The sequence below is a fragment of the Ruegeria sp. AB8 genome (genome assembly GCF_056542605.1).
Genome location: NZ_JBQGAB010000012.1, coordinates 147,090 through 160,066, shown reverse-complemented (window position 1 = coordinate 160,066; position 12,977 = coordinate 147,090). Strand labels below are relative to the sequence as shown.

Below are 12,977 nucleotides of genomic sequence, written 5' to 3'. Positions count from 1 at the left end.
GCAAATCCGCCGCATAATCAAACCAACCAGATGAGCCACATCCTCTCTTAGATCAGAGCGCCATCTGTCCCAAAATCCCTGACGACGGACAGTGTTGGCGTAGCAAAAGCTGGTTTGCTGTACAGAAGACAAAGCAAAGCGACTTCTCAGTCCAAACGGCAATCAATTGCCTGAACAAAACAAAGGTCAAAATCGCCTTTGCCCACATGAGCCGTAAGAAACTTGGAAGCATAGCTGACAGCGACCTTCGTGTACTCAATGGGATCAAGGACGAACTGGAAGCCTATTTGCTCGAACGTTATAAAATCGCTGCAATTGCGGGAAACGAAGCATTCTCAGCAAAATGTTAGGTTTCCAATAATATCTAACTTTTTCACTGAACAGCTATTGACCTCAGTGACTTAGCGTCAGCGCCTTTTTCGATCGCTTGGCAAAATGTGTGGTTTTACAATGCGATACAGTAAAACCACACATTTAGGCTGAAACATGAAACAAGCAAAGCTACTGACACACGCGGAACAGAAACGCGTCTATGCAGTTATTGACGCGCATCGCTACAGCGCCCGTAACCGCGCCATTTTCGCGCTCAGCTTTTTTGCTGGCTTGCGCGCATGTGAGATTGCAGCGTTAAGGGTTGGCGACGTATTCGACGACAACGGTCAAGCACGAGACACTGTGTATTTGGCGGCGACACAAACCAAGGGCGATGAAGCAGGCGCCGTTCTTGTCAGCAAACGGCTGAACAAAGCGCTCTCTAAGTACGCAACTGCCTACCCACGCCACACGAGCACTCCTGACGCACCGCTGTTTTTCAGCGCAAAGCGAGGTGGGTTTAGCCCTCAGACGATTGTGAACTTGTTTGCCAAATTTTATGCGGCGGCAGGCATCAAGGGCGCGAGCTCACATAGTGGTCGCAGGCAGTTTTTGACAGAGCTTGCAGACAAAGGCGTTAACGTGCGCGTGATACAGGCTCTGGCGCGGCACAAAGATATAAGCACGACGCAACGCTACATTGACTACAATGAAAGCAAACTAAGAAGCGCTATTGAACTCTAACTACTGATCACCAATCGCAAAACTCGCGGAAGCGGTCCTAGACTACGCAAAATAAAATTCATCTACGTAAAGCGCGCTGGAAAGAATTTCATCCAAACTGTCCATCACGACAAAACCAACTTCATGGTCACCCTTTTCTAGGTTGCTAATTATTTCAGTTTGCCAACCTGAATCTCCATAATCTCCAACGGCGCCCACAGAAGACAACTCGAACAATTGACCATCAATTACGAGATAGGCAGCATCGTCGTACGGCAGGTAATCACCTGAGTCAAAATACCAATCGAAGTATAGATCATCCTTGTTACCACTTACGTTCACCGTTGTTTTGATTGCTGATCCTGTAGTCCCAGACAATGTTCCGCTAGAAATCCCAAAGAAGTCTTCAATTTCGGAAGATGAGGCTGCAATGGGTGAAGACGATTCAATTACACCAAAGTAGGAACCCCCGCTGGCTGATGTGACTCCGTCTGAAATATTGAAATCAAAATCCACATCATAACTTTGAGCCGCAAATGCCAATCCTAAGACGTCCCAATTCTCTAGATATCCTTGTTCAAAATCATCTTTATTGATCCCCGTCGCGATAGGACCTGCTGGAATTGAAACAGCGTCTGGAACGTTCTCAAGCGCAAACGCAGGCTGATTAGAATCTTGATCAACATCAGAACTTCCAACCAATTGTTGCCCTTTTTTGACGCTGACATAACTGGTCGAAAAACCAGTTCCAGTGTCGAAGACCAGCGATTCTATTAGATCAATATTTTCATCCGTCAGAGTCCCGTCCGCAAAATAGTAACTCGAAGCTGGCAATTGCGGACCTATCCAGTCAACTCCAACTTGTATGTGAAGATGATCACCAATGATAATCCCTGTCCAGCCTACGTCACCAATCTTCGTCTCTCCACCAGTCACCTCTGATCCTATAGAAAGCGAAGACATGCTATCTTGCGACAGGTGCGCATATGTCGCGAAAAACTCTACTTCTTGCCCATCTATTTCAACAGTGTGCAATACAGTTACAAAGTTTCCATAATTAGAGAGACCAAGGGAGTCCTCTGCTCCTGGCGTTATTTGCAGATTATCGTTTGCGTCGATAAATGCCGTGAACTGTGACGAGAAATCTTCCGCTTCGTTATAAATGGATACCACCACACCGTCTGCCATTGCGAATACTTCGTCACCAAAGTCCAAGCCAAAATCTAAACCAGTACCTGATAAGCCGAAATGAGAAATGGAAGAGTCGTTAGTAGCCTGCGTGACTTTTGCCTTGATCTTGGATGAATACGGCAGAAAAAGCATCAAAACCCCCTAAAAATATGTGCTTAATAGCATTCAAGCATCGTCAATATTGCAAGCGTCGTCAATATTGAGGCAACAATTGTGCCCGTCCAAATAGCATTCAGCAAAAGAGTAGAAGGTGCATGTGGAGCTGCGAGGCAGTTATTGCATTGGGGATTTGACGGGTCTGTTCGCGTGTATTTTTGTCTGCATGCTGGCTTTTAAGATCGCGCGTGAAGCAGAAGAAAAAACCAGCTAAATCAGCTATATGCGGGAAAATATTCTCGTGCACAAAATGGCACACAGCATTTATTTACCCGTACATTATACTGAATTAAATGAGTTATTTTTGATGTCTATCTCTTGCAAATCCGTGTACACCGGTTCGATTCCGGTACTCGCCTCCATATCTTCCTGCGAACAATCGATAATCCTGACTGAGAACGTTGTCACGAGGGTTCAATGCCGTTGCAGCAAGAATGGCTGGCTCAGGCCGCTGTCGCGCGTTGGGCCGTTACCTGATTGAACCAGCTGACGATCTCTCGCAGGTCAGGTGTGATTTCCTCTGCGGCGCCTCCTGTGAACTCCTGAAATTTCTCGTTGTTCAGGCCGTTGACACCGACCAGAACGGGAATATCCCGCGCCAGGGCTTCAGCGATGACAGGGCGGAAGCCGCGGCCGTCCGCCTCGTGTTTGCCGAACTTATTGATAATCAGAAGCTGCGGATTGTCGTCCAGAGAAGCAGTTACATATCCAACGGCCTGCTCCAGCGCGGCCGGGTCAAGACGGCAACCGCGCGACTGGGTGCCCAGAGACTGGGAAATCCGAATGGTCTCACCCTCGGGCAACACCCGGACGTCCATATCGCATTTGCTGCTGTCCACACATTCGGTGTTGGTCTGAACCACACCAGCCAGTCGCGCGTCAGCGTTCAGAAGATGCTCGGCCACAGCGCTCAGCAGGCGGTCGGTTGCGCCGCGATCGGTGGTGGTGACATAGGCCAGGTACATTCAGAGACCCTCTTCGTACAAATACATGACATTCCAGATAGCACGCATGTCTGTGCTCGGCCACACCTCGCGTCAAGGCAGAGGGGAAAGGCCAATCACAGGTGTGTGCAGTTGAAGCAGAACCGCAAATACGGCAAGCGCGACAAGACCGGACCATTTGCCCGGCCATGGGCGCGGTGCGCGTAGCGAGAAGCGCGCGGTATTGCGCGACAGACGCGTCCATTCGATACCCATCGTCCGCGCCTTGCGGCGGTCGATCAGCGCCATACCCATCGCGGCGAAACCCGCGAATAGCCCGAAAAGGATGACATGGGACAGGCTGCCATTGGCCAGTAGGTGCGCGCCGGCCCACAACATCAACGCTGCCAAAACCGGATGGCGCGTTGTGCGCAGGATGCCCGGGTTCTCGGGGTCAAAGGCGCGGTGTCCCAGCCCTCCGAACGAAAACGGGTTCTGGATCGACAGCCCCACTATGGCCAGCCAGCAGGCAATTGGCATGATCAGCAAAGGTATCCAGCGAAAGAGCGCAAAAGGCGGTATGACTTCAACATACGGTGCCCGCGCGGCCGCGACGACAAGCCAGCCCAGCACCAGCAGGGACAAGGCGGAATAGGTCGCGAAATACCGCCTGCGCCCCATCGTTTCGATCAGCCTGCCACGCACGGCGGGACGTGCCGGGACAACGTGGGTCAGAAGGAAGGTGATCAGCGCTGCAAGGAAGAGGGCCCAACCGGTCATGATAAACTCCGAACATATTGCGCCCGGTTTTAGGCTGCGGCGCGGGGGTGGTCCTTGTCCGAAATCAAGTCGGGCGGAGGGGCAGATACGCTGCCCCTGCCCTTGTTCACAAGCCCAGTGCCTTGCGCCGTTCTTCGGCAAAGCCCTGCACCATGCGGTCGGCAATCAGCGCCAGGATGGCCATCGCGGCACCAGCCGAGATACCAAGCCCCACATCGGCCTGCCCAAGCGCCAGATAGATCGACTGGCCCAGGCCGGTCGTCCCGATCAGCGCCGCAATCACCAGCATGGCAAAGGCATAAAGGATGGTTTGGTTCAACCCCAGCAGGATGGTCGGCGCCGCGTAAGGCGCACGCACGTCACGCATGATCTGCCACTCGGTCGCGCCGCTTGAAATGGCGGCCTCCATCATCTCTTCCGGTGTATTGACTAGTCCGTGCCGCGTGTAACGGATCATCGGGACGATGGCATAGGCGCAGATCGCCAGAAAGGCAGAGAACTCGCCAATCTGAAACACCATCAGCACCGGGATCAGGAACACGAACAGCGGAATCGTCTGCAGCATGTCACAGATCGGGCGGACAATTTTCCACACCGGCTCCCATACCGCGCTGGCCAGACCGATCAGCCCGCCAACCACGGCGCAGGAAAACACCGCAGCACCGCTGAGGTAAAGCGACAGCAGCGCCCTTTCCCACAAGCCCGAGACGAGAATGGTGCAGAGCAGCCCCACCGATAGCGCCGCCAGACGCCAGCCGCCCGCAACCCAGCCTAGGGCGGCGGTTCCGGTCAGGACAAACGGCCACGGCAGGTTGGCAATGCCGGTTTCCAGCATGCCAATCAGGATCAGGACGACCAGCCCACCGGTCAGGTGCCCGCGCCACGCCATCAGCAGGGTGATACCAGCACCGGCGGCGAACAGGCCGTAACTCATCCCGGGCGTCCACTGGAACCCCCAGGTAAACGGCAGAACCGCCTGATCAAGACCGATCCGCAACGGCAACAGAACATAGAACAGCGAGTTGTTCTTGAGCGCATCCAGCCACGGTCCGTTCGCCTGCGTGAACGCCGTCAGACCACTGTCGACCGCTTCGGCCATGGGGTCCAGAAGCGTCAGTTCGGACGGATTCGGAAGCCATGCCCAAAAGGCGGCCGTGAACAGCACGGTAAAGCCCAGGACAGCCCAAACGACGCGTTGGTCATAACGTTTGCGCTCGGTCGCCAGAGTGCCGCTCATCCGGTCGATCACCACGGCGAAAACCACAATCACCAGACCGGCCAGCAGGGATTCACCGAATTGCGCCTTGCGCATGGTCAGCAGAACCTCCCAGCCGATATCGTTGAACCCGCCGATGACTGCGGCGATGATCACCATCGACAGCGCCGCCATCAGACATTGGTTCACACCAACCATGATCTGCGTCGCGGCGGCGGGGATTTCCACCTGAAACAGTTGCTGAAACCGGGTGCCGCCGGACATGATGGCAGCCTCTTTGATCTCGGGCTCGACCCTTTCGAGGCCCAGCATCACGTTTCGCGCCATCGGCGGCGCGGCGTAGATTGCCGAGGCGATTAGACCAACAACGGGGCCGAAACCAAAGAGCAGCAGCAGCGGCGTCAGATAGGCAAAAGTCGGCACAGTCTGCATCACGTCCAGCACCGCCTGCACAAAGGATTTCACCTTTGGCACCTCATTCGCGAGGATACCGATCGCTCCGCCAACGATCAGCGCGACCGGCACCGAGACAGCGACCAGCGCCAGGGTGTTCATGCTCTCGGCCCAGTAGCCTGAGGCCAGCACGAAGGTGAGGCCGAAGAACCCCAACGCCGCCATCGGCAAGCCGCCGAGATACCAGCCCAATGCCGTGACAAGACCAATGAGGATCGGCCACGGGGTATTGGCAAGCACATAGTTGGCCGCATTCATCGGATAGGTCATCAGATCGGAAAACAACCGCATGGCGGGTTTGATACCGTTCAGGAACCAGTCCAGGAGCGCGCCCACCCATTGGGTCGCAGGCAGTTCCCACGCGGTGGGCCATTTCACCAGCCACGGGGCGACGCCTTCCAGTGCAAGACACACGGCACCGACGATCACGGTGATCAGGGCCGCCTGCGCGCCTGCAGTCAGCCGCGCCTGCTGCGCAGGAATATCCGTAGCCGCGGTCATGTGTCATCCACCTGAAGCGCGGCAGCCAGATCCGACGGGTGGACACTGCCGACGATGTTGCCTGCCTCGTCACGCACAGGCACCGGTTCGTAGAGTTCCATGCAATGTGCAAGGGCGGCGTCCAGCGTCATCGCCGTGGTCAGGCCCGGATCATCCGGCCCACACTCACTTTCGCCTCCGCGCATGACCGAGGCGACCTTGGCGTGCTGGCCCTTGGCCACATCTTTCGAGAATTCGCGCACGTAATCGTCGACCGGACGCAGCACGATATCCGTGGGTGTTCCGATCTGAACGATCTTGCCATCGCGCATGATCGCTATCCGGTCGGCCAGCTTCAGCGCCTCTTGAATGTCGTGCGTGATGAAGACGATGGATTTCTTTAGCGTCGCCTGAATGCGCAGGAACTCATCCTGCAACTGGCGGCGGATAAGGGGGTCGAGGGCCGAAAACGGCTCGTCCAGAAACCAGATATCGGGATTCACGGCCAATGACCGTGCGATGCCAACACGCTGGCGCTGACCGCCCGAAAGCTGGCGTGGGAAACTGTCTTCGCGGCCTTCCAATCCGACCAGCGATATTACTTCCTGCGCGCGGGCCAGACGTTCCTTTTTGCCAACGCCCTGAACACGCAGCGGGTAGGCCACATTTTCGGCAACAGTCATGTGCGGGAACAGACCAAAATGCTGGAACACCATGCCCAGCTTCTTGCGGCGCAACTCGGTCAGCGTCTTCTTTGATGCGCCAATGACATTTTCGCCGTCCACATGGATTTCTCCGCCCGTTCCGGGCAGCAACTGCGAGATACACCGGATCAACGTGGACTTGCCCGACCCCGAAAGCCCCATGATGACGAAAAGCTCGCCCTCCTGGACTTCGAAATTCGCGTCCTGAACGGCCGGAATTAACCCGTTTTCGCGCAGATCGGCGGCGGCTTTTTCAGAGTCGTTCCCTGACCGAGACAGCGCGTCGGTCAGGGCTTTTTCAGCACCAGGGCCAAAGACCTGCCAGAGATTCCGGCAGGCAATGGCTGGCGTGTTTGCGTCAGTCACTTATGCGGCTCACTTGGTTGCCGCGTCGACGACCGGACGCCATTTGCCTTCATTCTCGGCCATCCATGCAGCGACAACTTCTTCGACCGAGCCGCCATCAACGTCGATCGCACCCATCATCGGCTGCTGGTCTTCGACCGCCAGTTGATAGTTGGTCAGGATCTCGTACGCAGCCGGCCATTTCTCCTCCATGCCGCTCCAACCGGCTTTGAAGATGCGCGAAGGCGAGAAGTCGCAATCATTCACCGCGTTCGGGTTCGGACCCCAGGCCGGATCGTTAAAGCAAGCCTCTTCGCCCGCAGGCAGGTCAACGAATTGCACGTCATAGGCCGACATCGCCCAGTGCGGCTGCCAGAATGTGATCAGCAGCGGCGACTTGCGTTCAGTCGAAGCGCGCAGTTCCGCGATCAGAGCACCTTCCGAGCCCGCAGGAACCGCTTTGAACGGCAGTTCAAGACCCGTCATACGATCCGCGCCGGGTGTACCCCAGTCCGCAGGATAGTCGACCAGACGCCCGCCGGGCAGTGTCTCGGCCGTGGCAAAGACCTGCGCGCAGTCTTTCAGCGCTTCCCAAGCAGGCAGGCCGGGGCACAGATCGGCCACATGGGCCGGGTATGCGATACCTTCTTTGGCATCCAGCCCAAGATCGCCGATTTCGACCACGGTGCCTTCGTCGATTTTCTTGGCATATTCGTCCGACACGTTGGACGACCAGATTTCCAGCGTTGCGTCGATGTCGCCATCGGCCAGCGCCTGGAACTGGTTCATCATGCCTGCCGTCACGTATTCAACGTTATATCCTGCGGCCTTCAGCATCTCGCCCGCGACATGCGTTGTAACGTGCTGACCGGTCCATTCGTTGATCGCCAGCTTGATCGGCTCGTCCACGGCGCCCATATCCGCCGCCTGTGCCGATCCCGCGACCGCAAGGGCCAAAAGGCTTACACTCAGTTTTTTCATGATTTTTCTCCCTGTCTTCTTTGTTTTGCCCACCCCGACGCGTTTTTACGCCGGCTGACTTGTCTGGTGACAATACCATGTCGCAACATGCACAAATTTAGCCGGAAAAGGAAAGTGAACACTGACACCAGAGCTAAGCTAATTTCACTTTTTTGGCGCGATTTCCCCCACCCGCTTTGCAACGCAATTGCAACGTCCTGGCTTGTTGCTGAGGTTTGCCAGGGCACCGGACATTGATTGACGAGTCAATCACAAACCCGAATCCCCTGTTTTGTCGAGCATTTCTTTGCAAAACCGTCTAAATTTCTGCATTTCGCAATAGTCGCGATCTATTGAATCCGGCCAACCGGGCGCAACTTGCCCCCTTGCCAGAAAGGAACAAAAAGGAAACACTAGCGCCGGAGGAACCGAATGATGCGCCATTTTGACGAAATCTACAGCATTGCCGCCGGCCGGCATGGAGGCCCCGACAGGCTGGAGGAAAAGCTGAGCAAACCCAAAAGCGCCGCTGAGCTGGCCGCCATGCCGGACGACCGTTGGTTGTCGACAATAACAAAGACCATTTTTCAGGCGGGATTCAGCTGGAAAGTCATCGAATCCAAGTGGGATGGGTTCGAAACGGCATTTGACGGATTTGATGTCGGGCGGTGCGCCTTCATGGACGACGAAAAGTTCGACAGCCTGCTGCAGGACACGCGTATCGTGCGCAACGGAACAAAGATCGCCGCCGTGCGGGACAACGCCGCGTTTCTGCTGGAACTGCGTGAAGAAGGCGGAGCGGGTCAGGTACTGGGCGGCTGGCCTTCGTACGACTACATTGGCCTGCTGGCCATGCTGGCCAAACGCGGGGCGCGCCTTGGAGGGGCTTCGGCTCAATATGCAATGCGGTTTGCCGGGCGTGACAGTTTCATATTGTCACAGGACGTCACCGCACGGCTGATCGCCGAGGGCATCATTGATAAGCCCGCTACGTCGAAAAAGGCAATGGCCGCAGTACAGCAGGCTTTCAACACATGGATGGAGCAATCCGGACGGTCGTTGACAGAAATCAGCCGTGTTCTGGCGATGAGCCTCTAAAATCACCTTGCAGGCGGAATGCGTCGTACTAGGCTGCAAGGCATGATCACTCGCGTTATGCTAGTCGCCCTGTTTCTACTTGCGTCCTGCAGCCGCCCGCTGACAGAGACCGAACGCGCGTTTACCGATACCATTCAGGGCAAAAGCCTGAACATTGATCGCGTCCGACTTGTCGATGGCGCGCCCGTGCTGCCCATTACATACTACCGCGAGTCGCGACCGCGTCTGGCCTGCCGGGATCGCATTCTGCCACCGGCCGAAGAGGGGCTTGTCACCAGCACCCCTGCCGCAGTGGCCCTGTTCAACCGGGTCTATTTCTCGCGTGACTGGTATCTTGAGAATTACATGTCCGGATTTCCGGACGAAATGAACCTGATTGCCGCGATGCTGCTGGCGCATGAATTGACCCATGTCTGGCAGTGGCAAAACCGCGAAACCACCGGGTATCATCCATTACGCGCAGCGGCAGAACATGGCGGACGCAAGGATCCCTATTTGTTCGACCTCGCAACTTCGCCTGACTTTCTTTCTTACGGATTCGAACAACAGGGCGCGATCGTCGAGGAATATGTATGCTGCCGGGCGCTGGATCCCCAGGCGGCCCGCACGCAGCGTCTGCACGACATGCTGGGTGTGCACTTTGACCTGTCACCGCTGCCCGAGAAGGGGCGCGAGCGCGACGTCGCCCTGCCGTGGCGGGGCGCGGAAATCAACGGCATTTGCAGCTGATCACCGTCACTTTTGCAGCGTTTCCAGATAGGCGACCAAATCGACAATCGGCTGGCTCGTCAGAATAGGCTGACCATCATGCGTTTTGATGGCCGTGTCCTGCCCTTCGAAGAACGGCCCATACACAGGCATCGGGCTGCCGTGCGAGACCAGAGGATCGCGCCCGTCGATCCGTGCCACAACTCTTGCCCGTGGAAACACACCATTGGCATCCGCCAATTGGGTCAGGTCAGTGGGCTGAATGACCAAGACACCAGCCATCGGACCCTGACCCGTTGCTTCGATCCCGTGACAGGTGGCGCAGTGGCGCAGGTACAAATGGCTACCATTTTCGGCATCCTGCGCTGGCGCTTGGGACGCCAGAAAGACGGCTGTCAGAAATGTGACCCGGGCGGCGGACATTCTCATCGTAGTCTCCTGTCAGGATTGGCAATTGCAGGCTTGCCCGTTCTGCGGCTAGGGGCAATGATCCAGATCAACGCAACAAGGGCAAAGGATCGGGCAATGACACAATACGCAGCCATCATGCTGGCAGCCGGGGTCGGCGTGCCTCTGCTGGCGGGTCTGAATGCGGCCTTGGGTAAACTGATCGGGTCGCCGACCACGGCGGCAGTGGTTCTGTTCGCCGTTGCCCTGACCGCTTCGGCGCTGGTCATGTTGGTGTTTCCCGGCTTCGACGCGCTTTCAAAAATTTCAGAAGCCCCGAAACACCTGTTCCTCGGCGGCGTTCTGGTCGCCTTTTATGTGTTGTCCATCACCCACGTGGCCCCGCATTTTGGCGTCGGTAACGCAGTGTTCTTTGTCCTGCTGGGCCAGTTGATCAGTGCAGCCGCCATTGACCATTTTGGTCTGTTTGGCGCCCAGATCACACCCCTAACCTGGATGCGGGCGGGCGGGATTGCTGTTATGGCAGTTGGCGTCGCCATCACTCAACTGGCTTGAGAACACCGCCGTCCAACCGCACGATCCGGTCCATCCGCGCGGCCAGATCCGGGTTGTGAGTGGCGATCAACGCCGAAAGCCCCTCACCCCGCACAAGTGACATCAGCGCATCGAAAACCTGATCCGAGGTCTCAGGGTCCAGATTGCCGGTCGGTTCATCCGCCAGCAAAACGCGCGGCGCATTGGCCAGCGCCCGGCAGAATGCAACGCGCTGTTGCTCTCCTCCTGACAGGGCCGCCGGGCGATGATCGGCGCGGGACGCAACCCCAACCCGCCCCAGCAGTGACATAGCCCGTTCACGGGCAGCTTTTTCGGATACGCCATTGGCCAGTTGCGGAAGGGTTATATTCTCAAGCGCCGTGAATTCCGGCAGCAGATGGTGGAACTGATAGACAAATCCCACATCGCGCCGCCGCAATGCTGTGCGGGTACGGTCGCCTTTGCCCGAGGCATCCTGACCCGCAATTTCAACCGATCCGGCATCGGGGGCATCAAGAAGCCCGGCAATATGAAGCAGCGTCGACTTTCCGGCACCCGACGGTGCCACCAGCGCCACAGCCTCACCCGCGCGAAGTTCCAGATCTGCACCGCGCAGAACCTGAACCTCGCCCGGAGTGCCCCTCAGATAGGTCTTGGTCAGACCGTTCAGCCGCATCGTCACATCATTCATAGCGCAGCGCCTCAACCGGGTTCAGCCGCGCCGCACGACGAGCAGGGAAATAGGTGACAAGAAAGGACAGACCCAACGAAAGCGCGACTGCCTTGAGTACATCGGTCAGGTGCAATTCGGCGGGCAAAGCGTAGATGCCGCGAATGGACGGATCCCAGACACCGCCTCCCATGACGTAGTTCACGAAGGAAAAAATCGGATCGATATAGATGGCGAAAAGGCATCCAAGGACCACGCCCATCACCGTTCCGATGATGCCGGTGAATGCCCCGCAAATGAAAAACACCCGCAAAACGGACCCTTCACTCAGACCGATGGTGCGCAGGATGCCGATGTCCCGCCCCTTGTTCTTGACCAGCATGATCAGGCCAGAGACGATATTCATCGCCGCGATCAGCACCAGGATCGACAGGATGATGAACATCACGTTGTCCTCTACCTCGAGCGCGCGCAGGAACCCACCCGAAGCGTCCTGCCACGTCCAGATCTGGCTGCGCTCGCCTGCGGCTTCGAGTATCGGGATCAGGATCGGGTTCAGTGCCTCGGGCTGCGCGACCATCACCTCGATCTCATCCGCGACACCTTCGCGGTTGAAAAAGCTCTGCGCCCTGTCAAACGGCATGTAGACCCGGGTCCGGTCAATATCGTAGCGGCCGGCCGAAAAGACATAGACCACGCGGTAAGCATTCACCCGCGGCGACGTGCCAAAGGCGGTTTTGACCCCGTTGGGCGAGGTCAGCTTGATCGTATCGCCGACTGTCGCCCCGATGCTGCGGGCAACGCCGGAACCAAGGGCAACCACTTCTTCACCGTCCTGAAACCCCGACAGATCACCAATGGCTTGTTCACTTTCAGCAATACCCGGCAAATCGCTCAGATCGTCGGGGCGAATGCCAAAGACCTCGACGCCGCTGCTGCGGTCGCGGTTGGTGATCAGCACCTGTCCCTTGACCAATGGCGCGGCCCGCTCGACCCCGTCAACCTGCGCGATCCGCACAGCCATGCCGTCAAAATCCGCAATCGTCCTGTCAACACTGCCCTGCTGGCCGACCTGGCCAGCCGAATAGACGGTGACATGCGCGTTGGCTCCCAAAATGGTGCCGACAAACTCGGACCGGAACCCGGACCGCACCGCCAGGGTCGCGATCAGGGCAAACACGGCCAGAGTGATCCCGATCAGGGAAATCCAGGTCATCACGCTGACGCCGCCTTCGGCGCGGCGGGCACGCAGATAACGCCAGGCGATTTTCCATTCAAAAGGGGCAAAGGGCGGGGGTGTGGTGGCCATGCCTGCT

Annotated in this window: 13 protein-coding genes; 4 read left to right on the top strand and 9 right to left on the bottom strand. The window is 57.0% G+C overall.

Annotated features, from left to right (window positions below; genetic code table 11):
• Positions 1-486 precede the first annotated feature (486 nt).
• Positions 487-1,056, top strand: a complete 570-nt coding sequence (locus ACR0CG_RS14310) for a tyrosine-type recombinase/integrase (RefSeq protein ID WP_480525736.1) — start codon at positions 487-489, stop codon at positions 1,054-1,056.
• 42 nt (positions 1,057-1,098) lie between these two features.
• On the opposite strand, the gene ACR0CG_RS14305 is transcribed toward ACR0CG_RS14310, so the two are convergent.
• The 6 genes from ACR0CG_RS14305 to ACR0CG_RS14280 all read right to left on the bottom strand — a co-directional run bounded on the left by ACR0CG_RS14305 (position 1,099) and on the right by ACR0CG_RS14280 (position 8,264).
• Positions 1,099-2,358 carry a M23 family metallopeptidase gene (locus ACR0CG_RS14305; RefSeq protein WP_480525734.1) on the bottom strand — a complete coding sequence of 420 codons (1,260 nt, stop codon included), beginning with the start codon at positions 2,356-2,358 and terminating at the stop codon, positions 1,099-1,101.
• 467 nt (positions 2,359-2,825) lie between these two features.
• The gene (locus ACR0CG_RS14300) at positions 2,826-3,347 is read right to left on the bottom strand and encodes a DUF2478 domain-containing protein (RefSeq protein ID WP_480525732.1); all 522 of its coding nucleotides are present in this window, start codon (positions 3,345-3,347) and stop codon (positions 2,826-2,828) included.
• A gap of 72 nt (positions 3,348-3,419) precedes the next feature.
• Positions 3,420-4,085, bottom strand: a complete 666-nt coding sequence (locus ACR0CG_RS14295) for an NnrU family protein (RefSeq protein WP_480525730.1) — start codon at positions 4,083-4,085, stop codon at positions 3,420-3,422.
• Positions 4,086-4,191: 106 nt separating this feature from the next.
• The gene (locus ACR0CG_RS14290) at positions 4,192-6,255 is read right to left on the bottom strand and encodes an ABC transporter permease (RefSeq protein ID WP_480525729.1); all 2,064 of its coding nucleotides are present in this window, start codon (positions 6,253-6,255) and stop codon (positions 4,192-4,194) included.
• Positions 6,252-7,304 (bottom strand): betaine/proline/choline family ABC transporter ATP-binding protein, encoded by a 1,053-nt coding sequence (locus ACR0CG_RS14285; protein ID WP_170609983.1) that lies wholly within the window; start codon positions 7,302-7,304, stop codon positions 6,252-6,254. The genes ACR0CG_RS14290 and ACR0CG_RS14285 overlap by 4 nt, the downstream gene beginning before the upstream one ends.
• Before the next feature lie 9 nt (positions 7,305-7,313).
• Positions 7,314-8,264 (bottom strand): ABC transporter substrate-binding protein, encoded by a 951-nt coding sequence (locus ACR0CG_RS14280; protein WP_170609981.1) that lies wholly within the window; start codon positions 8,262-8,264, stop codon positions 7,314-7,316.
• A gap of 414 nt (positions 8,265-8,678) precedes the next feature.
• Here ACR0CG_RS14280 and ACR0CG_RS14275 point away from each other — a divergent pair, with 414 nt between their 5' ends.
• Together ACR0CG_RS14275 and ACR0CG_RS14270 are read left to right on the top strand one after the other, a co-directional pair.
• Entirely contained in the window at positions 8,679-9,341 is a 663-nt protein-coding gene (locus tag ACR0CG_RS14275; protein WP_480525739.1) for a DNA-3-methyladenine glycosylase I, read from the top strand.
• 42 nt (positions 9,342-9,383) lie between these two features.
• Positions 9,384-10,070, top strand: coding sequence for a hypothetical protein (locus ACR0CG_RS14270; protein WP_170681977.1), 687 nt, complete (start codon positions 9,384-9,386; stop codon positions 10,068-10,070).
• A 6-nt stretch (positions 10,071-10,076) separates the two neighbouring features.
• Here ACR0CG_RS14270 and ACR0CG_RS14265 read toward each other — a convergent pair whose 3' ends face one another.
• The gene (locus ACR0CG_RS14265; protein WP_480525726.1) at positions 10,077-10,478 is read right to left on the bottom strand and encodes a c-type cytochrome; all 402 of its coding nucleotides are present in this window, start codon (positions 10,476-10,478) and stop codon (positions 10,077-10,079) included.
• A gap of 96 nt (positions 10,479-10,574) precedes the next feature.
• On the opposite strand from ACR0CG_RS14265, the gene ACR0CG_RS14260 reads away from it, so the two are divergent.
• On the top strand, positions 10,575-11,012 hold the full coding sequence (locus ACR0CG_RS14260) for a DMT family transporter (protein ID WP_170609975.1): 438 nt from the start codon (positions 10,575-10,577) through the stop codon (positions 11,010-11,012).
• Here the strand turns inward: ACR0CG_RS14260 and ACR0CG_RS14255 are convergent.
• Complete coding sequence (locus tag ACR0CG_RS14255) at positions 10,996-11,682, bottom strand: ABC transporter ATP-binding protein (protein ID WP_170609973.1); 687 nt, start codon at positions 11,680-11,682, stop codon at positions 10,996-10,998. The genes ACR0CG_RS14260 and ACR0CG_RS14255 overlap by 17 nt on opposite strands.
• Complete coding sequence (locus tag ACR0CG_RS14250) at positions 11,675-12,970, bottom strand: lipoprotein-releasing ABC transporter permease subunit (protein ID WP_480525724.1); 1,296 nt, start codon at positions 12,968-12,970, stop codon at positions 11,675-11,677. The genes ACR0CG_RS14255 and ACR0CG_RS14250 overlap by 8 nt, the downstream gene beginning before the upstream one ends.
• Positions 12,971-12,977 lie beyond the last annotated feature (7 nt).

What these genes read in the sequence shown, in the direction of transcription:
- ACR0CG_RS14310 (WP_480525736.1), top strand. Translation starts at nt 487, where the DNA reads ATGAAACAAGCAAAGCTACTGACACACGCGGAACAGAAACGCGTCTAT.
- ACR0CG_RS14305 (WP_480525734.1), bottom strand. Translation starts at nt 2,358, where the DNA reads ATGCTTTTTCTGCCGTATTCATCCAAGATCAAGGCAAAAGTCACGCAG.
- ACR0CG_RS14300 (WP_480525732.1), bottom strand. Translation starts at nt 3,347, where the DNA reads ATGTACCTGGCCTATGTCACCACCACCGATCGCGGCGCAACCGACCGC.
- ACR0CG_RS14295 (WP_480525730.1), bottom strand. Translation starts at nt 4,085, where the DNA reads ATGACCGGTTGGGCCCTCTTCCTTGCAGCGCTGATCACCTTCCTTCTG.
- ACR0CG_RS14290 (WP_480525729.1), bottom strand. Translation starts at nt 6,255, where the DNA reads ATGACCGCGGCTACGGATATTCCTGCGCAGCAGGCGCGGCTGACTGCA.
- ACR0CG_RS14280 (WP_170609981.1), bottom strand. Translation starts at nt 8,264, where the DNA reads ATGAAAAAACTGAGTGTAAGCCTTTTGGCCCTTGCGGTCGCGGGATCG.
- ACR0CG_RS14275 (WP_480525739.1), top strand. Translation starts at nt 8,679, where the DNA reads ATGCGCCATTTTGACGAAATCTACAGCATTGCCGCCGGCCGGCATGGA.
- ACR0CG_RS14270 (WP_170681977.1), top strand. Translation starts at nt 9,384, where the DNA reads ATGATCACTCGCGTTATGCTAGTCGCCCTGTTTCTACTTGCGTCCTGC.
- ACR0CG_RS14265 (WP_480525726.1), bottom strand. Translation starts at nt 10,478, where the DNA reads ATGAGAATGTCCGCCGCCCGGGTCACATTTCTGACAGCCGTCTTTCTG.
- ACR0CG_RS14260 (WP_170609975.1), top strand. Translation starts at nt 10,575, where the DNA reads ATGACACAATACGCAGCCATCATGCTGGCAGCCGGGGTCGGCGTGCCT.
- ACR0CG_RS14255 (WP_170609973.1), bottom strand. Translation starts at nt 11,682, where the DNA reads ATGAATGATGTGACGATGCGGCTGAACGGTCTGACCAAGACCTATCTG.
- ACR0CG_RS14250 (WP_480525724.1), bottom strand. Translation starts at nt 12,970, where the DNA reads ATGGCCACCACACCCCCGCCCTTTGCCCCTTTTGAATGGAAAATCGCC.